14 protein-coding genes are annotated in these 24,025 nt (G+C 69.4%); 7 read left to right on the forward strand and 7 right to left on the reverse strand.

The features are described from left to right. Positions 1-97: 97 nt before the first annotated feature. Positions 98-604, reverse strand: a complete 507-nt coding sequence (locus KCH87_RS11310; RefSeq protein WP_210585842.1) for a dual specificity protein phosphatase family protein — start codon at positions 602-604, stop codon at positions 98-100. Positions 605-702: 98 nt separating this feature from the next. Here KCH87_RS11310 and KCH87_RS11315 point away from each other — a divergent pair, with 98 nt between their 5' ends. Next, positions 703-1,506 carry a nuclease-related domain-containing protein gene (locus KCH87_RS11315; RefSeq protein ID WP_210585843.1) on the forward strand — a complete coding sequence of 268 codons (804 nt, stop codon included), beginning with the start codon at positions 703-705 and terminating at the stop codon, positions 1,504-1,506. A 98-nt stretch (positions 1,507-1,604) separates the two neighbouring features. On the opposite strand, the gene ligD is transcribed toward KCH87_RS11315, so the two are convergent. Together ligD and KCH87_RS11325 are read right to left on the reverse strand one after the other, a co-directional pair. After that, positions 1,605-2,486, reverse strand: a complete 882-nt coding sequence (gene ligD, locus KCH87_RS11320; RefSeq protein ID WP_210585844.1) for a non-homologous end-joining DNA ligase — start codon at positions 2,484-2,486, stop codon at positions 1,605-1,607. 26 nt (positions 2,487-2,512) lie between these two features. Next, positions 2,513-4,285 (reverse strand): beta-ketoacyl synthase, encoded by a 1,773-nt coding sequence (locus KCH87_RS11325; RefSeq protein WP_210585845.1) that lies wholly within the window; start codon positions 4,283-4,285, stop codon positions 2,513-2,515. Positions 4,286-4,713: 428 nt separating this feature from the next. Between KCH87_RS11325 and KCH87_RS11330 the strand changes: the two genes are divergently transcribed. The 4 genes from KCH87_RS11330 to KCH87_RS11345 all read left to right on the forward strand — a co-directional run bounded on the left by KCH87_RS11330 (position 4,714) and on the right by KCH87_RS11345 (position 10,565). Further along, positions 4,714-5,685, forward strand: coding sequence for a glycosyltransferase family 2 protein (locus KCH87_RS11330; protein ID WP_210585846.1), 972 nt, complete (start codon positions 4,714-4,716; stop codon positions 5,683-5,685). Beyond that, complete coding sequence (locus KCH87_RS11335) at positions 5,682-7,073, forward strand: polysialyltransferase family glycosyltransferase (protein ID WP_210585900.1); 1,392 nt, start codon at positions 5,682-5,684, stop codon at positions 7,071-7,073. Before KCH87_RS11330 ends, KCH87_RS11335 begins: the two co-directional genes overlap by 4 nt. 92 nt (positions 7,074-7,165) lie before the next feature. Continuing rightward, the gene (locus tag KCH87_RS50405) at positions 7,166-9,145 is read left to right on the forward strand and encodes an arabinofuranosyltransferase (RefSeq protein ID WP_210585847.1); all 1,980 of its coding nucleotides are present in this window, start codon (positions 7,166-7,168) and stop codon (positions 9,143-9,145) included. 127 nt (positions 9,146-9,272) lie between these two features. After that, the gene (locus tag KCH87_RS11345; protein WP_210585848.1) at positions 9,273-10,565 is read left to right on the forward strand and encodes an SLC13 family permease; all 1,293 of its coding nucleotides are present in this window, start codon (positions 9,273-9,275) and stop codon (positions 10,563-10,565) included. A gap of 33 nt (positions 10,566-10,598) precedes the next feature. Here KCH87_RS11345 and KCH87_RS11350 read toward each other — a convergent pair whose 3' ends face one another. Then, positions 10,599-11,339, reverse strand: a complete 741-nt coding sequence (locus KCH87_RS11350) for a DUF4142 domain-containing protein (protein ID WP_210585849.1) — start codon at positions 11,337-11,339, stop codon at positions 10,599-10,601. A 114-nt stretch (positions 11,340-11,453) separates the two neighbouring features. After that, positions 11,454-11,954 carry a CBS domain-containing protein gene (locus KCH87_RS11355; RefSeq protein ID WP_210585850.1) on the reverse strand — a complete coding sequence of 167 codons (501 nt, stop codon included), beginning with the start codon at positions 11,952-11,954 and terminating at the stop codon, positions 11,454-11,456. Positions 11,955-12,239: 285 nt separating this feature from the next. Here KCH87_RS11355 and KCH87_RS11360 point away from each other — a divergent pair, with 285 nt between their 5' ends. Beyond that, positions 12,240-13,436: a macrolide family glycosyltransferase gene (locus KCH87_RS11360; RefSeq protein ID WP_247196020.1), complete on the forward strand. Its 1,197-nt coding sequence runs from the start codon at positions 12,240-12,242 to the stop codon at positions 13,434-13,436. A gap of 144 nt (positions 13,437-13,580) precedes the next feature. Here KCH87_RS11360 and KCH87_RS11365 read toward each other — a convergent pair whose 3' ends face one another. Then, positions 13,581-14,519: a L,D-transpeptidase family protein gene (locus KCH87_RS11365; protein ID WP_210585851.1), complete on the reverse strand. Its 939-nt coding sequence runs from the start codon at positions 14,517-14,519 to the stop codon at positions 13,581-13,583. A 32-nt stretch (positions 14,520-14,551) separates the two neighbouring features. Beyond that, positions 14,552-15,019, reverse strand: coding sequence for a hypothetical protein (locus KCH87_RS11370; protein WP_247196021.1), 468 nt, complete (start codon positions 15,017-15,019; stop codon positions 14,552-14,554). Positions 15,020-15,255: 236 nt separating this feature from the next. Between KCH87_RS11370 and KCH87_RS11375 the strand changes: the two genes are divergently transcribed. Beyond that, complete coding sequence (locus tag KCH87_RS11375; RefSeq protein ID WP_210585852.1) at positions 15,256-24,000, forward strand: DNRLRE domain-containing protein; 8,745 nt, start codon at positions 15,256-15,258, stop codon at positions 23,998-24,000. The last annotated feature ends 25 nt before the right edge of the window (positions 24,001-24,025 follow it).

A 24,025-nucleotide genomic window follows, 5' to 3' on the forward strand; every position in this document is an offset into this window, starting at 1 on the left:
GGCACTCCTGTGGTCCTGGACGATCGTGGGCCCCGTACACCTTATTCGCGGGGACGTCCTTTTTGCGCGCAGGGACTGTCCGGCCGGCGGGCAGACGCTATTCGGCCAGCTCCTCCAGCAGCCGGGCCGTCGACAACCCGGCCCGCAGGTACTCGACGAACAGTTCATTGTGCAGCGCCCAGGGCGAGCGCCGGGTGCGGATCAGCCGGATCGCCTCCTCGGTGGAGCAGCCCCGCCGGACCAGGGTGTGTGCGACCACCAGCCCCGAGCGGTTGTACCCGTGGTAGCAGCGGACGAGAACGCTGCGGCCCGCGTCCAGCGCCTCGCTCGCGGCCTGCGCGAGCCGCATCACTCCGGCGAGCTGCGTTCCGTCCAGCGGACCGTCCGGAATCGGCCACACGTGGTGCTCGACGCCCGGATCCGGCCCGTGCCCGGGCAGCCGGAGGAGGGTCTGCACGAGATCGAACTGATCATGGACGACGACGAACTCCACCTGCCCGGAGCCGCCCTTGAACTCGTGCCCGCCCATCCACAGACCGGGCACGATCTCGCTCCACGGACTGTCCGGAGCGGGTACGTCGGGTTGGTTTCTGCGGGTCCGCAACCGAGCCTCCCCAAGCCCCTGCCAACTCATCCCAAAGGTAACCGGGTTCTTGCCCCTGGAGCACCCCGCCTGTTCCCATGGTCATGGGGTGATGGTGCATGAGCCGACTGCGCGTCATACCGACCTGGCGGCACGGCCAGGAGCGGCTGTACGTCTGCCTCACGGACGGGCGCAACATCGCCTGGTACGACCGTGAGGCGGCCCGGGTCAACCTGCTGGCCGACGACCACAGAGAGGGCGTACTCGAAGCCCTCGGACCCTTCCTGACCGGCCCCGTCACGGTCGGCCCGCCCCCGGTGCCGACCCCCGCGGAGCTGGCCCGGCTCTCCCTCCACCCGGACGACGACCTGGCGCCCAACCGCCCCGGCGAGACTCTCCAGATCGCGCTGGACCGGGACCCGGGACCGGCCCACCGGCTGCGCGCCGACCCGCGCCGCCGGGCCCTGTCCGCCGAACAGGCGGTGGGGGAGGCGCTGGAGCGGCTGGACGGCGCGGGCTGGCACGCCCTGCACTCCGTCCCGCTGCCCGGCGGCGACCGCGTCCACCACCTGGCGATCGGCCCCGGCGGCCTCTTCGCGATCCACACCGTGTACGCACGCAAGCAGCGGGCGCTGATCGCCGACCCCATGGTCACCCTGGGCCGTCGCAACCCCGACCCCTTGCTCCGCCGCGTCCGCGCCGACGCCGACCGCGCCTCCTACGCGCTGACCGCCGAGGTTCACCCGGTACTCGCGCTCTTCGCCCCGGCGGACGTCCGGATCACCGCCCCTCTCCGCGCGGTCCGCATCCTCCAGGACACAGAAATCGAGGGCCTCACCCGCCTCGGCGGCATACTCAAACCGGCAGACGTGGAGGCCCTGCACGCAATGGCACGGGACCGGCACACGTGGGAGCGAGTCTGAGCGGAACCGGTAAACGCGGGCGCGGCTGTGCGCCCCGTCAGGGGCGCGGGGAACTGCGCGACCAGCCCCCACCGGGCCCGCGGACGAACGAACCGCAACTACGGCAACACACCGGCGTGCGCCGGATCGAGCAACGGCGCCATCAGATCGCCATAGTCCTGCAACCGGGGCCCGAGGTCACCCGCGGTGAAGGCCAGCCGCCCAGGCGCCCCGCACTGCTCGACCTCCTCCCACGTCACCGGCGCCGACACCAGCGGCTGGGCCCGCGCCCGCAGGGTGTAGGGCGTGGCCGTGGTCTTCCGCGCAGCGTTCTGGCTCCAGTCGACGAACACCTTCCCGGGCCGCAGGCTCTTCGTCATCCGGTGCACGACCAGCCGGGGCAACGCCCGCTCCGCCTCCATGGCGAGCTCCTTGGCGTACTCGGAGACCTGCTCGGACGACGCGGACCGGACGGCCGCCAGCAGATGCAGCCCCTTCGCCCCGGACGTCTTCGGGTGCGCCTCGATCCCGTCCGCCGCGAGCCGGTCCCGCAGCCACAGGGCGACCTCACAGCACTCCACGACCGTCGCCGGCGCCCCCGGATCAAGGTCGAACACCAGCCGGTCCGCCTCGCCGGGCGCCCCGATCAGCCACTGCGGGGTGTGGAACTCGGTGACCAGATTGGCGGCCCACATCAGACTCGCCAGATCCTGCACGAACACCATCCGGGCCGGCCCCTCCACCCTGGGCACCTCGGCGGTGGTGACCCACTCGGGGGTGCCCGGCGGGACGTTCTTGGTGAAGAACACCTGCCCGTCGGGCCCGTCCGGATACCGCAGGAACGACACGGGCCGGTCGCGCAGATGCGGCAGCAGTACGTCGGCGATGGTCGCGTAGTAGTGCAGTACCTCGCCCTTGGTGAACCCGGCGGCCGGATACAGCACCTTCTCAAGATTGCTGAGCGCGACGCGCCGCCCTTCCACCTCGGTGATGGGTGCCATACGACGAGTCTCTCTGCTGGCAACCCCTACGGCATCCTGCGCAGCGCCAGCACCGCGTTGTGCCCCCCGAACCCGAACGAATTGCTCAGCACCAGATCCCCGTCCTGAGGCAGCTCCCGCGGCGCACCCCGTACGAGATCAAGTCCGACCGCGTCGTCCACCTCGGCGCACCCCACCGTCGGCGGGACCACCCCGTGATGCAGCGTGAGCGCGGCGGCCACGGCCTCGACCCCGCCCGCGGCGCCCTGGAGATGCCCGAGGTGCCCCTTCAGGGCGGTGACCGGCACGGACCGCCGACCCAGCACGGCGTCCAGCGCGCCCGCCTCGGCGAGGTCCCCGTCCACCGTGGCGGTCGCGTGCGCGTTCACGTGCACGATGTCGACGACATGGCCGCCCGCGTCCCGCACCGCCCGCCGCAGCGCCAGCGCGACGCCGCCCCCGGACGGGTCGGGCGCGGCCATGTGGTGGGCGTCGGCGGACAGCCCCCACCCGGCTGCCTCGCAGTAGATCCGCGCCCCACGGGCCCGGGCGTGCTCCTCGGACTCCAGGACGAGCAGCCCCGCCCCCTCGCCGTTCACGAACCCGTCCCGGTCCTTGGCGAACGGCCGCGACGGCGACCCGTCGGACAGGTCCCCCGAGGCCAGCGCCCGCATCGCGGCGAAGGACGCCATGATCGCCGGCGTGACGACCGCTTCGGCGCCGCCCGCGAGGGCGAGGTCGACGCGGCCGTACCGTATGCGGTCGATCGCCTGTCCGATCGCCTCGGTCCCGGACGCGCACGCGCTGGTCACGGTGCGGGCCTCGCCGGTGATGTGCAGATCGAGGGAGACCTGGGAGGCGGCCTGCGAGGGCACGGTCATCGGTGTGGTGAGCGGCGAGACCGCGCGCGGCCCCTTGTCCCGCAGTTTCCGGTCGCCGCCGACGAGCACGGAGGCGTCGCCGAGGATGGCGCCGAGGCTCACCCCGACCCGCTCGGGATCGAGCCCGCTCTGACGGGTGCCGCCCTCGGTGAACCCGGCGTCCGCCCACGCCTCCCGCGCGGCCAGCACCGCGAACTGCGCGGCCCGGTTCATCCGCCGCGCCGCCGGCCGGGGCAGCAAGCCGGCCGGATCCACCGGCACCGTCCCGGCGACCCGCACCGGCAGCTCCGCGAACTCCTCGCCGTCCAGCTCCCGTATCCCGTGCCGCCCGTCGAGCAGCCCCCGCCACAGCTCGCCCACCCCGACCCCGAGCGGTGTGACCGCCCCGAGCCCGGTGACGACGACACGTCGCGGCACGGGGACGGACGCCTGCGCCGCCGGCCGCGGGTGATGCCGTACGACGTTCCCCGCACGGTCGGCCTCCCCGGCCCACTGCCGCACCTCGGCGTCGGACGCGGTCCCGCCCGTGGCCGCGTCGAGATCCCGGTGCCAGACACCCCAGCGCCGTACGTACGTCACCTCGGCCGCCCGCGGATCGACGGCCCGCAGTGAGCTCACCCGGTCGCCGTCCCGGAACTCGACGGTGTCGAGCCGCGGCGAGGACAGACTGGGCACCGCGTCGACGTCCATGCGCCGGCAGGCGACGGTCACCCGCCGGTCACGGCCGAGGACTTCGTCGTGGTCCGTGCCGCCGAGCGGTGGCCGCAGCGCCAGCCGGATCGTCTCCGGCGACTCGGGCAGCGTGTGCAGCACGACGTACCACCGCTGCTCGTCCGCGTCCCGTGGGGAGAGGGCGACGAGGTCGCCGGGGATGACCTCGGCGGCGGTAACTGTGTGGGGATCGATGGGGACTTCCGACGTCCCGGGCGAATGGGACATATGGGTACACGCTCCGTTGGTCCGAACTGTCTTGCTCCGAGCCGTCCCGAGTGAACTGGATGCATGTCTGAAATGCCATGGTTGAAAGGGGAACTTGCCCCGTTTCTTACGTCTTGCAAACGTGACTCCGGGTCGGGTTTTCCTCAACTCGCCGCGAAATCACCTGGGTTGTTCGCCGCGACTTATGCCGATCTGTGTGGAACGTCACAACCGCTAACGATCACCGGCCGTGTTCCAGGCCCGCCCGGTCCCCCGAATGCCTCAGTCGAGGTAACCCGCTCACTCCGGTGGCCGTTTGAGGGCAGTACTCCCCTTGAATCAAGGAGCTCTCATGACATCCGTGCCGGCGGTGATCCCACCCTTTGGGGCGCTGCCGAACCGGGTGTTGCGCAGAGCTGCTGACCGGCCGACGAACCACCGAGAGCCCCATGAAACTCACCTCCGTGGTCATCAGCCACAACGTCGCCGCCTATCTCCCCGACTGCCTGGGCTCGCTGCGCAGGAACACCGCCCCGGACATCGAGTACGTCTTCGTCGACGACCGCTCCACCGACGGCTCCCGCGCCCTGCTGGAGCAGGCCGTCGCCCGCCTTCCCAACAGCCGGCTCATCGTCCACCCGGAGAACCGGGGCGCCTCCGCCGCCCGCAACACCGGGATCGACGTGGCACGCGGCGAGTACGTCACCTTCCTCGACGGCGACGACTGGCTGGCGCCCGGCTACTACCCGCGGCTCGCCGAGGCCTGCACCCGGCTCGCCGTCGACTTCGTCCGCGTCGACCATCTGCGCGCCCAGGGCAGGAAGCGCACGTTGCAAAGGGCGCCCGAGAGCAGGCGCGGGGTGCCGATCCCGTCCGTCGAGGGCATCGGCGAGGAGAACCGGGAGACCATGGCCGACTACGTCAACGCGTGGTCGGGCGGCTTCCGTAGCGGGCTGCGGGACAGCGGGCTGCTGTACTTCGACACCTCGCTGCGGACCTGCGAGGACCGGCTGTGGAACTGGCGGCTGCATCTGCACACCCGGTCGTTCGCGGTGGTGGGCCTCGCCGGTCTCTTCTACCGCAGGGACGTCGGCGGCTCCCTCACCAGCGTCGGTGACGACCGGCAGCTCGACTTCCTCCCGGCCTCGCAGCGGATCATCGAGGAGGCCGTCACCCACTGCACGGTCCGCAGGGTGCACCGCAAGGCCGTACGGACCCTGCTCGGTCTGACGCACTTCCACCTCAAGCGGACCGACCGGCTCGACAAGCGGGTGGCCAGACAGTTCCCCGGGCGGTACCGGGCCCTGGCCGCGTCCCTGCCGCAGGACCTGCTGGGCGAGGTCCTCGACGCCATGGACGAACAGCGCCGATCCGACCTGACCGCCCTCTACCGTCCGAGGAAGACCGCGTGCCCCCGATGAACGTCCCCGTTCCCACGGAGCCCCGTGATCCCGTCCCGGTCCAGCTCGTCGAAGCCTCCACGCTCTACGGCCTCGCCACCGTCTGCTCGGCCGTCGCACAGGGCCTGCTGCCGCTCGCGGAGGGCGGCCGGCGGCTCCTGGTGACGTCCACCAACACCAACGTCCCCGAGGCCCAGCCCCCGTGGCAGGAACTGCCCGGCTTCGCTCACCTGACGACGTACTTCGACGCGGTCGTCTCCTGGAACGACACGATCTTCCCCAACCACCCCTCGGTCTGGTCGCCCCGCCCCGAGGACCGCCAGCTGTTCGAGCAGGCGCTGCGCCGCTCCTGGGGAATCGCCCCTGACGCCCCCGTCGAGCTGGTCGCCGAGTCGGTCCAGGCCCCGCCCTCGCTCACCCTGGCCCGCGTCTTCGCCGACGCGACCCTGCACGTCTACGCCGACGGCCTGATGAGCTACGGACCCCTGCGCACCCGCCTGGAACAACAGATCCTGCGCCGCGTCGGCCGGTTCGTCTACCCGGCACTCGTCCCCGGTCTGCGCCCGCACCTGCTCGACGAGTGGCCCGGCGCCGAGCACCACCCGCTGCCCCCGGACGCCCTGCGCCGCACGCTCGCCGTCCTGACCGACGCGGCCAAGGACGAACTGGAGGCGGTCCGTGAACTGCCCCGGGGCGGCGCCCTGTTGCTGGGTCAGTACCTGGCCGAGGCGGGCATCCTCAGCGCCGCCGAGGAGGACGCCCTGCACGCGGACATGGTGCGCGAGGCGGTAAGGGGCGGTGCCGAGGCCATCCTCTTCAAGCCCCATCCCAGCGCACCCCGCCGGCACGCCGAGGCCCTCCGCAGGGAAGCCGCACGCGCCGGCGTCACCCTGCACGTCGTCGACCTCCCGGTCCTCGCCGAGGTGCTCTACGAACGCCTGCGCCCGGATGTCGTCCTCGGCTGCTTCTCCACCGCCCTGTTCACCGCCAACACCGTGTACGGGATCCCCGCCGTGCGCATCGGCACGGAGCTGATCCTGCGCCGCCTCAAACCGTACGAGAACAGCAATCGCATCCCGCTGGTGATCGCCGACAGCGTGCTGCCCGGGCCCGGAGCCGTCGAGGCAGGGGCCGAGGTGCAGCGGCTGGTCGCCACCGTCGCGTTCTGCATGCAGCCCATCGCCTACGCCCATCTGCGCCCCACCGCCGAGGAGCTGCTGTCCGCCGGGCACGCCGGGGCCGTCGCCGGCCGGTACATGGGGCTGCTCCGGCTGACCAGACTGCACCTGCCGGGCCGGCTCCCGGCGCCGTGGCTGCTGCTGCCGCTGGCGAGGACACCGTTCATCCGCCGGCATCGCGCGACGCTCGCCCGGGCGGCGCGCAGCGCGCGCGGGGCGGTGGGCCGGTGACCGCCCGCCGGGAAGGGGTGGAGGAGTCGCGGGGTGGCGGGCCGGTGACCGCTGGTCAGGAAGGGTTTCGGGAAGCGCGGGACGGCGGGCCGGTGACTGCGGTTGCGCCCCGTATCGGCGGGCAGGGATCGCCGCGGCGTCCCGCCCCGTCCACCGCACCGCCGCGGACGGGGCGGCGACGGCCCACCGCGGGCCGATTCGCCGTCGAACTCGTCCTCGGGACGGGCATCGCGCTCTCGGTGAGCCTCGGTATCCAGTACGCCGTTCCGAGGCTTCCGCTGCCCGAGCCGTCCCTGCTGCCGACCGTCCTGACCACGGCGAGCACGGCGGCAGTGGTGGCGCTCCTCGTGCTGTCGGCGCTGTGGTCCGGGCGGGGCGGCATGGCCGTACGCGGGCTCGTCCACTGGTCCGGCTATGCGCTGGTCGCCGCGCTGCCCACCCTCCTCGTCGCCGTCCCGCTGCACGGCACCCGCTGGTTCCTCGGCGGGCTCGCCTCGGACAACCAGTTCCGCGTCGAGTACCTCACGCGCTTCACCGACTCGCCCGCCCTGGCCGACTTCGCCTACCGGGATCTGCCGCCGCTGTACCCGCCCGGCTGGTTCTGGACCGGCGGCCGGATCGCCGCGCAGCTGGGCTGGGACTCGTGGGCCGCCTTCAAGCCGCTGTCCATCACCTCGGCCGCGCTCGCCGCCGCGGTGGCGCTGGCGCTGTGGCGGCTGCTGGTCCCGTCACGGATCGCCGTGGCACTGGCGGCGGCGACCGCGATGGCCGCCTTCGTCGAGCCGTCCCTCGGCGTCCGCGAGCCGTACGCCTGGCTGGTCGGCTCCGCCCTGGTGCCGCTCACGGTGATCGCGCTGAAGCTGCTGCGGGAGCCCGCCGTCCGCCCGTGGCCGCTGCTGGCGTTCGGCGTCGCGGTGGGCGCGGCCGTGCTGACGTACACGATGCTCGCCGCCTTCTGGGTGTGCACGCTCACCGCGATGGTGGTGGTCCTGCTGCTGCGCAGTCCGCGGCGTTGGCGCACTCTGCCGGCGCGGGTCGCGCTGGCGGGGATCGCGGCGGCACCGTCGGCGGCCGTGGTCCTGCTGCCGTACGAACTGGCCGCACACGCCGCCGGCGGGTCGCCGTCGACGACGGCGCTGAAGTTCCTCCCGTACCAGCAGCTGACGTATCTGCTGCCGATGACGGAGATCGGGCCGGGCGGACTGCTGTGCCTGGCCGGGACCGTCTGGCTGGTCGTCCGCTGCCGGACCCAGCCCGTGGCCGCGGGCCTGCTCGCGCTGGTCGCCGGATGCTACGCCTGGTGCGTGCTGTCGCAGCTGGCCATCCTGGCCGGCACCACGCTCCTTTCCTTCCGCGTCCACCCGGTACTGCTCGTCGCGCTGTACTGCGCCGGCGTCCTCGCCCTGTGGGACCTGGTGCGGACGGTGCGCAACCGCCGCCCCGCGCACGCCCGGACGGTCACCCTGACCGTTGCCGCCGTCGCGGCGGTCTTCGCCGTCGCCGCCGCCCAGAACGCGCAGAGCGCGCTGGGCCGGGAGGTCGACCTCGCCTACCGCCAGAGCTACCCCCTGGACAACGGCACCGCCCCCTCCCGCACGGCGCGCGTGAAGCACCCCGGCACCGAGGACCTGTGGATCCGCCCCCTGGTCCGTGCGATCGCCCGCGGCACCGGCAAGCGGCCGAGCGACCTGACCCTCCTGACGGACCATCACCGGCTGCTGTCCGTCGAGCCCTACTGGACGTACCTCGCCATGACGCCCGGCTACTCCAACCCCCAGGCGCTGCACGAGAAACGCAACCGGGAGGTACGGCACTGGCTCGCCGCCCGGGACGCGGACGACTTCGCGCGACGGCTGGACTCAGGGCCCTTTCCGGCGCCGGACGTGTTCGTCCTGCGGCAGACCGACACCGGCTACGGCCTCTTCCTGCATCGCCACAACTTCCCCCGCGTCCCGGTGACCCGGTCCGCGCAGGTCGTCTTCCCGGTGGAGTTCTTCCCGCCGGAGCGCTTCCTGCGCCAGGACGTCGGGCCGTACACCGTCATCACGCGGTACGGCGCCTGGTCCGGGTGATCGAGGGGCCTCGCCGTGCAGGGCCAAGCTGTTAAAGAAGCGTCAAGGGCCGGTAGGGTTCGCTGCGGTGTGCCGGGAAGTCTGGTCGGCGAGTACAGGAGCAGTCCGTCTTCCGATCGGTGGCACAGTGAACGACTGGCACAGCTGGGCGGCGTTGGTCGTGTTCGTCGGCGCGTACTCCCTGATCATCAGCGAGAAGATCCACCGGGTCGCGGTGGCCCTGGGCGGCGCCGGACTGATGCTGGCGATCGGTGCGACCGACGATGTCTCGGCGTTCTACTCCGAGGACTCCGGCATCGACTGGAACGTCATCTTCCTGCTGATGGGCATGATGATGATCGTCGGTGTGCTGAAGAAGACCGGCATGTTCGAGTACCTGGCCATCTGGGCGGTGAAGCGGGCACGCGCCCGCCCCTACCGGGTGATGGCCATGCTCGTCGTCATCACCGCGTTCGCCTCGGCCCTGCTCGACAACGTCACCACGGTCCTGCTCATCGCCCCGGTGACCCTGCTGGTCTGCGAACGACTCGGCCTGCCCGCCGCGCCGTTCCTGATCGCCGAGGTGTTCGCGTCCAACATCGGCGGCACGGCGACCCTGGTCGGCGACCCGCCCAACATCATCATCGCCAGCCGGGCCGGCCTGACCTTCAACGACTTCCTGATCCACCTCGCCCCGCTGTCCGCGGTCCTGATACTGCTTCTCCTGCTGCTCTGCCGTTGGCTGTTCCGCAAGTCCTTCGTGTACGACGAGGGCCGCGCCGCCGAGATCATGGAGCTGGAGGAGCGGGAGGCCATCAGGGACCCGCGGCTGCTGATCCAGGGCCTCGTCGTACTCGCCCTGGTGGTCGCCGGGTTCGTCCTGCACCCCGTACTGCACTACGAGCCCAGCATCGTCGCCCTGCTCGGCGCCGGCCTGCTCATCGCGGTGTCCTCGGTCGAGACCGGCGACGTCCTCACCGAGGTCGAATGGCCCACGCTGGCCTTCTTCGCGGGCCTGTTCGTGATGATCGGCGGGCTGATCGACACCGGTGTCGTCGACGAGGTGTCCCGGGCGCTGGCCGACGTGATCGGCACGAACGAACTCGCCGGCTCCATGACCATGCTGAGCGCGTCCGCCGTCCTGTCAGGGGTCGTCGACAACATCCCGTACGTCGCCACCATGGCCCCCATCACCGGCGACCTCGTCCAGAACATGGGCGGCGACAGCGACCACGTCATGTGGTGGGCCCTCGCGCTCGGCGCCGACCTCGGCGGCAACGCCACCGCCATCGGCGCCTCGGCCAACGTCGTCGTGCTCGGCATCGCCGAACGCAACCGCCAGCCCATCTCCTTCTGGCAGTTCACCAGGTACGGCCTCGTCGTCACGGCCGTCACGGTGGTGGTGGCGATGGGGTACGTGTGGCTGCGGTACTTCGGGTGAGGGCAGGGCTTCGGCCGGGGATGGCCGAGGGCGTCACCTCACGGTCGGGCTGGGCGTCGGCGAGGACGTGTTGACGTCCAGTCCGGGGGGCGCCGTGAGGGCGACGATCGGTGCGCCCGCCTGGGGCGGCGGCGGGGTGGTCTGGTCCTGGGGGAGCTTCGGCGGGCTGGTCTGCTGGAAGAGGGCCTGGTCGAAGTTGACCATTTCTGTCTTCTCCAGGACCGAGATGTGGTCGAGGACGGTGTCGTTGGTCAGGTCGGCGAGCTGACGGACCAGCGAGTTCTTGGTGTTGGCGCGGGTCGCGGCGACCACCGGGAAGATCCGCCCATGGGCGGTCCGCATGATGTTGACCGCGGTGGTGTCGAACTGCTTGCCGGTCTCGGCCTGGGAGGTCGCCACGAACTGCTGCTGCTGCGGGCTGGGCTGGTTGGGCAGCGTGATGCCCAGCTCGGGCGCGATCTTGCGGCACAGCTCGTCAAGCCTGGAGTGCCCGACGACCAGGTGCTCGCCGGCCTCCTTCATCGCCGGGGTCGTCCCGCGCTCCATCGCCGTCATGCCGAGCGGGTACTCCCACAGCCCGGCCGCGCGCACCGCGACCACGAAGGTCCGGTCGGCCTCGGTGAGCGGGCCGTACTCGGTGTTCGCGATGATCCGATCCGGCGCACTGGTCGTGTTGTTGATCCCGAGCATCGCGGGATACGCGAGTGCGGCGAGGGTCAGACTCAACGCGCCGCCGACGAAGACGGTTCCGACCCTGTTGCGCGACAGGCGCATCAATGCCTCCTGATGTGACCGGACCTGACATCAAGGAGTACGGATGATGGGCGCCGTTCAATCAGCGTCCCGAAGAAAAGTCACCCATGAAATGCGTGGCGTGCGTCACACGCGTCACTGGGTGCTGGGAGCGCCGGTCGTGGCGAGGAGCTCGTGGAGCAGGTGCGAGGCGGTGATGACGCCCAGCAGTTGACCGCTCCCTCGCTCCCGCCCGCCCGGCCCGGCCTTGGTCTTCTGCACCACGGCCACCACCGGGCTGCGCACCTGGGCCATCAGCGCGGCCACCTCCAGCGCGGTGTCGTCGGGGTCCGCGATCGGGGGCGGGGCCGCCTTGCCGGGCAGACATTCACCGACGCGACGGCCGATCAGCGCCTGGCACAGCCGGTCGGCGTGTTTCTCGTCGACGACCGCCGCGAGTGTCGGGTCCTCCAGCACATACGTGGGAACCAGCACCTTGATCATCTGGGAGGCGGGCAGGATCGCCTTCGGCTCGCCGCGCTCGTCGAGCACCAGCAGGCCGGGCAGCTTGTGCTCGGCCATCAGCCGGGCCGCCTCCAGGGCGTCACTGTCGACGCTCACCGTTTCGTATTCGACCGCCAGGTCACGTGCGCGCACGACAGGCTCCTCATCTGCGAGCGAAGCTCCTGGTCCCAGCGTCGTACGCAGGCGGGGCGGGGGCCAGGACATTGACACGAAACATACGCGGACGGTGCGGGCAGGCCCCAGGAGGCGGCCGGGGTGTCGCCTGCCGTAGCGCGCCGGCGCTCGTCAGAAGTCCTTGGCCGACCAGTCCGGCAGGCGGGCGCCGATGAGGAGTGCCCCAGGCGCTGCGCGCTTCGTTGCTCTGTTGCGCCCCTCGGCGTTTGCCTGCCGTAGACCTCTATTCAAGGAAGTCCCGATATGCCCCGTCCTGCCCATATCGCCATGATCGGCACGCCTGTGGTCGGCCATGTACTGCCCAGCCTGGAGATCATCCGTGAGCTGGTGGCCCGCGGCCATCGCGTGACGTACGCCAACGCCGACCACGTTGCCGAGCTGATCACCGACACCGGGGTCGAGCTGGTCCGCTTGGCCTCCACGCTGCCGGTCGCCGACAGTGACTGGCCGCAGGACCCCATCGCCGCCGCCTCCCTCTTCCTCGACGAGGCGATGGCCGTACTGCCGCAGCTGCACGCCGCGTACGACGACGCCCCCGCCGACCTCTACCTCTACGACATCGGCGCGTACGCGGCCCGCGCGCTGGCTGAGGCGCAGGGTCGCGGCATCGTCCAGCTGTCACCGACGCACATGGCCTGGGAGGGCGCCCAGGAGGAGGTCGGTGCGGCGTTTGCCGGGTTGCCCGGAGGTCCCGCCTACCGAGCGCGGTTCGCTGCCTGGCTGGCCCGATGCGGTGCGGTGACCACGAACGTGGAAGAGTTCACAGGTCGGCCGCGGCGGGCGCTGGCCATGATCCCGCGAGCCATGCAGCCACATGCGGACCGGGTCGACGCCGATGCGGTGACGTTCGTCGGCCCGTGCTTCGGCGCCGACGAGGAGCAGGGCGGCTGGATGCGGCCGGCCGGTGCGGACAAGGTGCTGCTGGTGTCGCTGTCGGGCTCGGTGTACCCCGGGCCGCAGGAGATCTACCAGCAGTGTGTCGCGGCCTTCGCGGATCTTCCGGACTGGCGTGTGGTGTTCCAGATCGGCAGTGGCAGCGATCCGGCCGAGCTGGGGGAACGGATTCCGCCCAACTTCGAAGTGCGGCCGTGGGCAGCGCCGTTGACGATCCTTGAGCAGGCGGACGCCTGTGTGACGCACACCGGCATCGGCAGCAGCAGTGAGTGCCTGTACGCAGGTGTGCCGGTGATCGCGGTACCGCACGGTGCCGAGCAATGCCTCTACGCCGACCGGCTGGTCGAACTGGGCGTTGCCCGGCGGATCGACACCGCGAACGTCACGGCGGCGGCGCTGCGTACGGCTCTGATGCAGCTGATCGGCGATCCACGGGTCGCCGCCGGCTCGGCCTGGCTGTGGGCCGAGGTGCGCGCCGAGGGCGGCACCCGCCGGGCCGCGGATCTGATCGAGGAGCAGTTGGTGGAGGAGCGAGTGGGCTCATGACGCGTGCGCCTCGTCGTCTCGGGCACCGGTGTCCGTGCGGGTGGCCCGCCCTACTGGCGGGCTGTGCTGGGGAAGCATCACGCAGTTCGAGGTCTCGGCGACGCAGATCACCTCGTCGCGAGGCGTCGAATCCGTCGGCGATGCTCAGCCGATGGCGATACGGGGGTGGGCGGAAGGCGTGATCCAGCTCATGATGCGGTCCATGGTGGCTCGGGGCACGGAGACGCAGCCGGCGGTGGCGCCGTTGCCGTTGACGTGGAGGAAGATGCCGGCGCCGCGGCCGGGGGTGGCGGGCCACCGGTTGAAGTTGATGACCAAGGCCTTGGCGTACTGGGTGGGGTAGTTGATGAGGTGCTCGCTGCCGCGGTCCCCGGATTCGGTGAGCGGGAAGTCCGCGCCCGCTTCGCCGTGCATGGAGTTGTAGAACTTGGACTCGGGGTCCTCCACCCACCAGTCGTCGTCGGTGACCCGGTGGTACGGCATGGCGGTGCCGCCCGCCTCGACGCCGAAGCCCTCCGTGATGGTGTAGGTGCCGGTGGGGGTGGTGTAGGTGCCCTGCCGGCGGGTGGCCCCGTCGGTCACGCCGTTGGAGCCGACGCGGGCGGCGCTGGTGCTGAACTGTGCCTTCCAGCCGGAGGATCCCTTGGCCCAGGCGGTGACGGTGGCGTAGGAGCCGCCGGCCTCTACGGTGATCAGCTGGGTGGCGTCGGCCGCCTCGACCGGAACCGGGAAGTCGGGGGCGGCAGGGGCTGGGGCGGCCGCCGTATCGCCGGAGCCCGACCCTGTGCCGCTCGCGGATCCGCCGGTCTCCTTCGCGGCGCTGCCCGTGGTGGAGACGGATGCCGAGGCCGAGGCGGACGTGCGGTCGGATGCCGAGGTGGAGGGGCCGGCGGAGGGGGAGCGGGAGGCGCTGGGCGACGCGGTGCCGGAGGCGTCGGCGGTGGGGTCCTGCGCGGAGCGCGACACCTCGATCGAGTCCGAGGCCGTCGCCCGCTGGTCGTCATGCCCGGCGCAGGCGGAGGCCGTCGCCAGGGTGCTGAGGACTGCGGCGGTGATCAGAACCGGCCGGGGAAAGGCTTGCACGCGGAACTCCTTGCGGAAGGGAAATGGCGAGTTCAGCTCGCGGTCGCGGGTGTGGTGGACAGGTCGCCGGTGCAGGTGGCGCGGCCGAACGTGCCGGTGGCGGTGGCGCTTTGGACATGGCGGCCATGGATGGCGAGGGTGCAGCGCGCCTGCCCGCCGTTTGCGGTGAGCACGATGCTGACGATCGGGTCCTGGCCGAGGGGGACGTCGACGGTCCTGCGCCAGGGCAGCGTGGCGGCTTTGACGACGGTGGCCTTTCCGGCTTCGTCGCGGGCCTGGTAGGTGATGTCGGCGGCGCCTTGGCCGGTCACTTCGTAGGTCACCGCGGCGGTAGGGGTGCGGTGCTCCGGGGAGTTGTCGCCGCTGTTGCCGGTGTCGACGACGCCGTACATGACGAGCCCTGTGCATGCGGCCAGCACCGCGCCGGCCACGATCAGGCCCGACCGGTCCGCGCGCTGGAAAAGTGACGGCGCTGCGGATTCCTTTGTCTTGGCGCCCATGAATGATCCCCCTTCGAAATGGAACTGCTCGGGATTGAACCGTGCGGGTTATACACGATGCTGTTGGCTGATGGCCAGTGAGCGGATATATCGGGCACCCTGCGACCTGTTCAGCGTCAATAGTCCGCATTGTCCGAACGCTTGACATTGCGTCACCGGAATGAATAGAAATCCGGCGCCCCTGCCCATGGGTTCGTATTCCCGTGGGGGGTGAATTCCGGCGGCATGTTTATGCCATGACGCATGAGGAAAGGGTTGGCGTGAGACCCAGACTGGGCAGGCTGGTGGCGTGCTTGGTGGTGGCTGCGGTGACGAGCACCGCGTTGCCCCAGGTCGCGTATGCGGCGCCCGCTGACGACGGCGATGGCAAGGGGGTTGTCGACACCGTCAAGGGCTGGTTCGGAGATGACGGCGATGACGGCGGGGGATTGGACAAGCCGCCGTCCCATGACGAGCTGGGTATAGCCGATCGGGAGAAGGTTTCCTGGCCGAAGAGCGACCCGAAGGCGAAGCGGGTCAGGGAACTTTCAGGTAAACGAACAGCAAACGCGCGATTCTGGCAGCTGTCGGACGGGCGCATCGAAGCGGAATTGTCGGCGGTGCCGACGTCGTATCGTTCCGGGTCGGGCAAGAAGGCGTCTTGGAAGTCGATCGACACGACGGTTCACGCGTCGCAGGCGAAGGATTTCGAGTTCGCCAACACGACGAACGAGGGCCGGAGCTGGTTCGGTGCGGAGGCGGACCGGCTGGTGCGCTTCCGCTCGCCGGACGGCCGTTCGGTCACCCTGGGCCTCGACGGCGTGGACAAGGGCCTCAAGCCGAAGGCCAAGGGCTCCACGGTCACGTACGAGGACGCGGTCAAGGGTGCGGATCTGGAGTACGTGGTCGGTCCGGGCCGGGTGAAGGAGAACATCACCCTCGCCGAACGCCCGGACGGCCCGGTGAAGTTCACCTTCACCCTGGACACCGACGGGCTGATACCGAAGGCCCGCAAGGACGGCTCCATCGCGCTGTACGGCGAGCTGCCGAATACGCCGGTGATGGTGATCCCGGCGCCGTACATGACGGACGCGAAGAAGGCGGACACGTCCGTCTTCGGCAAGACCTACAGCACCGAGGTCACGCAGAAGCTCACCCGGGACGGCACGTCCTGGAAGCTGGCCGTGACGCCGGACGCGAAGTGGCTGGCGTCGAAGAACCGCCAGTACCCGGTGGTGATCGACCCGACGATCACGATCGCGCCGTCACCGTCGCAGTCCCAGGACGCGATGGTGCTGTCGGACCAGGCGACGACCAACTTCAACACCTCCTGGAAGCTGGCCGCGGGCCGCACCTCCACCACGGCGAACGCCCGCTCGCTGATCAAGTTCCCACTGGACGAGATCCCCTCGGGAACGAAGATCGACTCGGCGCGGCTGGAGACGTACTTCGACCAGGCGCACACCACTGCCACCACGAGCACCCAGATCGGCGTCTACCGGGCGACCGGCGCCTGGGACGAGACGACGGCGACCTGGTCCAACACCAGCGCGCTGGTGGGTGAGCAGTCGGCGACGACGGTGCAGGTCGACGACGAGGACGCGGGCACGGCGGCGGTCGGGGTGTGGCCGACCTCGGCCGCCACGGCCAACGCGGTGGGGGACACCTTCCGCTACAACCTCGACTCCGTCACCGGCGACAATTTCACCTGGCCGGTGCGGGTGCCGGAGACGGCCAGCTACCGGGTCGACGCGCACTATGTGCAGGGCGCCAACCGGGCCACCAACGCCCCCTACACGGTGACCGCGGCCGGCGGCGCGACCAGCACCTACACCGTCAACCAGACCACCGGCACGGGCGGCGTGTGGACGTCCCTGGGCGGCGACGCCAACGAGCTGAGCTTCAACAAGGGCGGCGCCTACAAGGTCGAGCTGAAGGACACCTCGGTGGCGACCAGTCAGGCGCTGGTCGCGGACGCGGTGCGCCTGGTCGACCCGGCGAAGATCACCAAGTCGGCGGGGCAGTACAACCGCTGGCACAGCTTCCCGGTCGGCGACACGGTGCAGAAGTGGGTCGACGGCACCGCCACGAACCACGGCTTCGTGCTGAAGGCGACCGACGAGGCGAACAACCCCCTCGGCGGGCCGCGCTACGAGGCCGGTGACGCCGACTACGGTGGCGAGACCGCCACGATCCCGCGGCTGACGGTGACGTACGGCAAGGTCGGCACCACGCTGAACTCGCCCACGGTGATCCACTCCACGGGCCCGGAGCTGTCGTGGAAGGCGTACTCCAACACCACGGGCGATGCGGACCTGAACATCGCCGAGTACCAGCTGCACCGCTCCACGCAGCAGGCGTTCACCCCGTCCGCAGCCACCCTGGTGGCCCCGATCGACAAGGCGGCATCGACCTACACGGACACCACCGCGACCCCGACGCCGGACTCCTCCTCGGCGGAGATCGGGCGGTCGTACTACTACCAGATCGCGGTGAAGACGGCCGACGGCCAGCTGCTGGGCTCGCCCACCCGCATCGTGGGCGTGCCGAAGGCGGGCCGCACGATGGAGCTGATCCAGGGCACCGCGGCCGGTGCCACGGACACCACGCTGTCGTCCGCGGCCCCGACCACCAACCTGGACACCATCGACTCGGCGGGCGCGGGCCAGAAATGGCTGACGGTGGGCAACAACTCACCCACCTACGGCAAGACCCGCACCGCCCTGAAGTTCCCCACCGCCGACCTGCCCACCACCGCCACGGTGCTGGAATCCCGGCTGTTCATGTGGGGCGCGGAGACCACCACCGACACCAACGGCGCGATCTACGAACTCCACGGCCTGACAAGGGACTTCTCCGAAGCCCAGGCCACCTGGAACAGTGCCGCCACCGGCACGGCGTGGACGGCCGCCGGCGGTGACTTCTCCGCGACGGTCTCCGACACCGTCGCGCAGGTCTCAGAGGTGGGACGGCACTGGTGGGACGCCACGTCGCTCACCCAGGGCTGGGTGAAGACCCCGTCCTCCAACAAGGGCGCCCTGATCAAGCTGAAGGACGAGACCGCCACCGGCCCGCAGGAGCGGACGGTGTTCCTGGCCTCGGAAACGTCCGACCAGCAACTCGGCCCGCTGTTGCGCGTGATCTACGTCGACTCCACCACCGAGGACACGTACTACGCCCCGCAGACCCCGTCCCGGATGACCCCCAACTCCACATACACGGTGGACTTCACCGTCACCAACACCACGTCGAGCGCGTGGGCGAGCGGTGAGCGGGCCCTGTCGTACACGTGGAAACTCCCGGACGGCACGGACGTCACAACCGGCGGCAATCAGCTCTCCACCGCCGTCCCGGCACTGGCCCCCGGTCAGTCGGCGACGATCCAAGCCCAGGTCAAGACACCGATCAACTCCGACTCCGGCAACAAGCGCACGGACTACGTGCTCGGCTGGGACATCAAGAAGGTCTCCGACGGCAGCTGGCTGTCCGCCGGCACCGGCGGAATACCGTCGCTGAAGCAGAACGTGGCGGTCGAAGACCCCACCTCCAACGCCCTCGGCCTGGAGAAGTTCTACTCCTACACCGGCAAGAACACCGGCGCCGGGTCGACGGTGATGAACAACCTGGCCTCGGGCAACAGCGTGTGGTCGTACAACGCGTTCACCAACCCGGGTCGCGGTCTGACGACGTTCGCGCGGTTCGCGTACAACTCGCTGGACACCTCCGACACGGTGACGGGTGCGGGCTGGTCGGCGCAGCTGGCGGGTCCGATCCGGCTGGGCGCGCCGTTGGACTTCCACCCCAACGCCAACGCCACCGAGATCCGGCTGCCGGACGGTGACGGCACCACGCACGTCTTCACCAAGCAGCAGGACGGCACGTGGAAGGCCCCGGCGGGCGTCCACTACAAGGTCACGATGAAGACGGGCCTGGACTGCACCCCGGACAAGGACCCGGTGCCGGACGCCTGGACGCTTCTGCGTCCGGACGGCACACGCTTCCTGTTCGGCTGCGACGGCTACCTGACGTCCGTCGTGGACAAGAACGGCAACACGCAGACGTACACGTACGAGGAACGCAAGTCCAACAACAAGCCGACCAAGTTCCTCACGTACGTCACCGACCCGGCCGGCCGCCAGTCGATGCGGGTCGAGTACTACAAGAAGGGCGACGCGTCGTACGAGTACATCGACGACTCGGGCGCCAAGGTCACCGGCAGCAGCCTGACCAACTCCAAGATCTACGACCACGTCAAGTCGATCACGGACATCTCGGGGTCCGTCACGGGCCTGCCGACCCGCAAGGTCTCCTTCTTCTACACGACCAAGGGTCTGCTGGGTCAGTTCACCGACGGTGACGGTTCGTCGCAGCCGAAGGTCTTCAAGTTCACCTACGACGCCACCCAGGGCAACAAGAACGTCAAGCTGGTCACCGCCACCGACCCGCGCGGCCACGACACCAAGCTGGCGTACTACGCCCCGCAGACCGGTGACGACCCGAAGTACCACTGGTGGACGAAGACGATCACGGACCGTCTGCAGGGCAACACCGGCTTCGCGTACGCGGCGAACACCACGAACACGAAGTTCATTGACACCACCGTCTCGGACGCCGAGGCGCACGCCACGAAGTACGTGACGGACGACTTCGGCCGCCCCGTGCAGACGACCAACGCCAAGTCCCAGGCGACCAAGATGAGCTGGGACGCAGACAACAACGTCACGTACCTGGAGGAGGACAACGGGGCGAAGACCGCGTACTGCTACGACCAGAAGACGGGCTACCCGCTCTGGCAGCGCGACGCGGAGAACAACAAGACCGGGGTCCCGGACCAGACCACGACCTGCCTGACGGACACGTCCAAGTGGCCGGCCAACGCCGCGAAGTACGAGTACCAGACGCGCGCCGACGGCTATTCAGCGGACCTGTTCCGCAAGACCTCCCCCGAGGGCCGCAAGTGGCAGTTCGGGTATGACACGTTCGGCAACCTGAAGACGGTCACCGACCCCAAGGGCGTCGCGACCACCACGGTTGCGGGGGACTACACCACCTCGTACGAGTACGACTCCTACGGTCAGTTGACCAAGGTGACTGACGCCAACGGCAACCCGACGACGTACAGCGGCTTCGACCCGGTCGGCTACCCGAAGACGAGCACGGACGCGAAGTCCAACTCGACGACCTTCGTCTACGACGAGCGCGGCCAGGTCACCAAGGTCACCGACGCCAACCAGAAGGTGACCACGCAGACGTACGACACGTTCGGGCGTCCACTGATCAACACCGTGCCCAAGGACCAGGCGGCGGGCGTCCTGATCACCACCCCCGCGCCGGAGTACGACGCCAACGACAACATCACCAAGGCGACGGCGCCCAACGGTGCTGTGTCGGCGGCGGTGTACGACAACGGGGATCAGGTCACGTCGGCGACGGCGCCGGCGAACAACCAGACCGCCCCGCGCACCTCGACCTACACCTACGACAAGGTCGGCAACCTGAAGACGACGACTGAGCCCAAGGGCACGGCGACGACGACGGACACGACCGACTACCTCACGACGAACTACTACGACGAGATCCACCAGCTCACCTCCGTGGTCAACGCGAAGGGCGACAAGGTCTCGTACGAGTACGACGACGTCGGCAATGTCACCAAGGTCATCGACCCGAAGAAGAACGCGACGACCGACACCACTGACTACACGACCAAGACCGACTATGACCTGAACCACCGGGTCACGGTTGTCACGGACGCGGCCGGCAAGACCACCAAGCGGGGCTACGACAAGGACTCGCTGGTCACCACCGCCACGGACGCCGAGAACAACGCCACGCTCATCACCTACGACGAGCGCGGCAAGCAGGCCGAGGTCAAGGTGCCGCACGACGGCACCACGTCCGTCACGTACCGCACGACCAAGTACGAGTACGACCAGGTCGGCAGTACGACGAAGGTGATCACCCCGCGGGCCGTTGCAGCCGGCACGACCACGGCGTTCACGCAGCGCACCGAGTACGACGCGCTGAACCGCCCGGTCAAGCAGTACCAGCCCTACGACCCTGCTGACGCGCGCTACAACGACCCGAACGTGTACACGGAGACCACTTACGACAAGGTGGGCCGGGTGGCGAAAACCTCGCTTCCCCCCTCGGAGGGCGAGACGGTCCGAAACGACACGACCCACGAGTACTACGACACTGGCTGGGTGAGGAAGTCCACGGATCCGTGGGCAATCGTCACCGACTACGACTACGACGACCTCGGTTCCCAGACCAAGCGGACCATCTCGGCGGCCGACGGGTCGTCGAACCGCACCATGACGTGGTCGTACTACTCGGACGGCAGCCTCAAGTCCCGCGCGGACGACGGCGTCCCGGTGGGCCAGTCGGTGGTCCTGGTGGACAACTCCGACACCCAGAACACCGCGCAGACCGGTACCTGGACGAAGGGAGACATCGCCGGTCAGCAGGGCTACAACCATGTCACGCACGCGGCGGGCACGGGTACGGACGCTTTCACATGGACGCTCAACGTCCCCAAGGACGGCACTTACGCGGCGTACGTGAAGTACCCGAAGGTGACGGGCGCCGCGACGACGGCGAAGTACACCCTCACGCACGGTACGACGACCGAGCCCTCGGCCACCAAGGACCAGACGGCGAACACCGGCTCCTGGGTCAGCCTCGGCACCTATAGCCTCGAACAGGGCGAGGACACCGAGCTGAAGCTGGACCAGAACAGCGGCGGCATCGCCGTCGCCGACGCCGTCAAGCTGGTCCGCGATACCACGGGCGAGACCGACAACGAGAAGAAGACCCTCGCCTACGCGTACGACGTCAACGGCAACCTGACCTCGATCGACGACACCTCCTCCGGTGCGAAGATCGACGCGTACACGGTCACGTACACGGGACTCAACCAGGTCCAGAAGGTCACCGAGGCGCTGGCCGCCCAGGAGAAGAAGTCCACGTCATATACCTACGACACGAACGGCCAGCCGGAGACGGTCGCGCACCCCGATCAGTTCTCCAAGTACACCTACGACCTGCGTGAGCTGGTCAAGACGGTCTCGGTCGGCAAGTCGTCCACCGACGCCTCGCCGAAGGTGACGTCGTACACCTACACCGACCGCAGCCAGAGGCTGAAGGAGACCAAGGCCAACGGCAACACCGTCGACCACACCTACTACCTCGACGGCGCGCTCAAGACCTCGGTGGAGAAGAAGGGCAACGGCACCCTCGTCGCCTCGCACACCAACGCCTACGACCCGAACGGCAACAAGGCGCAGGACGTCGCGAGGAAGATGAACGCCGACAACCACGCGGCGTACCTCGACTCCACCACGGACTACACCTACGACCCGGCCGACCGGCTGGCCAAGGCGGTCAAGACCGGCAACGGAGCCGGCACGGAGACCTACGTCCACGACGACAACGCCAACGTCGTCAGCCAGTCGGTCAACGGCACGAGCACCACGTACAACTACGACCGCAACCGGCTGTTGAGCGCCGTCATCGGCGGCGTGACCGCGAACTACACCTACGACCCGTTCGGTCGCCAGGAGTCAGTTACGTCGGGCGGCCAGGTCATCGAGCGGAGCGTGTACGACGGCTTCGACCACGTCGTGGAATCCCAGAAGATGGACTCCGCAGGTCTGATGAAGTCGACGAAGTACGCCTTCGACCCGCTGGACCGCACGACGTCGAAGACGGCGGACGGCAAGACCACCACCTTCAACTACCTGGGTCTGTCCAGCGAGGTGCTGAACGAAGAGGTCTCGGGTGCGCTGACCAAGTCGTACCAGTACAGCCCGTGGGGCGAGCGCCTTTCGCAGATCAAGCACGACAGCGACGGCACGACCGAGGACGGCTACTACGGCTACAACAGCCACACCGACGTCGAAACCCTCACGAACGACACCGGCGACACCAAGGCGACATACGGCTACACCGCCTACGGTTCGGACGACAGTTCCGAGTTCACCGGCATCGACAAGCCGGACGCGGCCGATCCCACCAAGGAGGCATACAACCCGTACCGCTTCAACGCCAAGCGTTGGGACGCCCAGTCCAGCACCTACGACATGGGCTTCCGCGACTACAACCCGGGCCTGAACCGCTTCACGACCCGGGACATGTACAACGGCGCCCTTGCCGACATGGGGCTCGGCGCCGACCCCTACACCGGCAATCGGTATGCCTTCACCGGGGGCAACCCCGTGAGCATGGTGGAACTGGATGGGCACCGTCCGGCTGAGTGCAACGAGTCGGGTTACACCTGCTCGATGACCGACGCCGGAGGTTGGGACGTTCAGGCGAGGCGACCGGAATCCTGCCCGTTGGTGGTGCTGGACTGCTCCGGCTACGGGAGCGGCGGCAACCCGATGTTCCTCGCACCGCCGACAGCTCCGCCCCTGCGGGTGCTCACCCCCGCAACCCGCCCGGTAACCGGGGGCGGCGGCCGAGGTGGCGGCCGTGGAAGCGGACTGACCGGAATCCTCATCGCCATGTCCCAGCTTCTGGCCGGTGACACACCGCAGGACCAGAAGTGGAACCTGGACAACAAGGAGGAAGGCAACGAGTGCCTGAAGGACACCTCGTCCACGAGCACGATCTTCTACAACAACCCCGATGACAAGGGCCGCGCGACCGGCGCATGGGCCTGCCTCAACCCCACCATCAGGGGGTTCAACACCACCGATCCCCAGGATCCGGTCGGCTGGGAGGCGGGCATGGACCGGGCGCACCTCATAGCCAGGGAGTTCGGCGGCACCCACGAGAGGATCAACATCGTCCCCACCAGCCCGACGGCGAACCGGGTGGGCATGCGGGAGTTCGAGAGGGACATCGAGAACCGCCTGGCCCAGAACGAGCGAGTCTTCTACTCCTCCATACCGGCCTACAACGTGCGCTCCATTCGCCCGACCGGTGTCCATATGTTCATGATGACGAGCAGCGGATACACCACGTCGACCTTCGTGCCGAGCGGCGTGTACCCGTAAAGGACCCGAGAATGAAGCGACTGTG

The sequence above is a fragment of the Streptomyces sp. GESEQ-35 genome, assembly GCF_017948485.1.
GTDB lineage: Bacteria > Actinomycetota > Actinomycetes > Streptomycetales > Streptomycetaceae > Streptomyces.

Coding starts and splice junctions, on each gene's coding strand:
- KCH87_RS11315 (WP_210585843.1), top strand. CDS start 703: ATGAGCCGACTGCGCGTCATACCGACCTGGCGGCACGGCCAGGAGCGG.
- ligD (WP_210585844.1), bottom strand. CDS start 2,486: ATGGCACCCATCACCGAGGTGGAAGGGCGGCGCGTCGCGCTCAGCAAT.
- KCH87_RS11325 (WP_210585845.1), bottom strand. CDS start 4,285: ATGTCCCATTCGCCCGGGACGTCGGAAGTCCCCATCGATCCCCACACA.
- KCH87_RS11330 (WP_210585846.1), top strand. CDS start 4,714: ATGAAACTCACCTCCGTGGTCATCAGCCACAACGTCGCCGCCTATCTC.
- KCH87_RS11335 (WP_210585900.1), top strand. CDS start 5,682: ATGAACGTCCCCGTTCCCACGGAGCCCCGTGATCCCGTCCCGGTCCAG.
- KCH87_RS11350 (WP_210585849.1), bottom strand. CDS start 11,339: ATGCGCCTGTCGCGCAACAGGGTCGGAACCGTCTTCGTCGGCGGCGCG.
- KCH87_RS11360 (WP_247196020.1), top strand. CDS start 12,240: ATGCCCCGTCCTGCCCATATCGCCATGATCGGCACGCCTGTGGTCGGC.
- KCH87_RS11370 (WP_247196021.1), bottom strand. CDS start 15,019: ATGGGCGCCAAGACAAAGGAATCCGCAGCGCCGTCACTTTTCCAGCGC.
- KCH87_RS11375 (WP_210585852.1), top strand. CDS start 15,256: ATGACGCATGAGGAAAGGGTTGGCGTGAGACCCAGACTGGGCAGGCTG.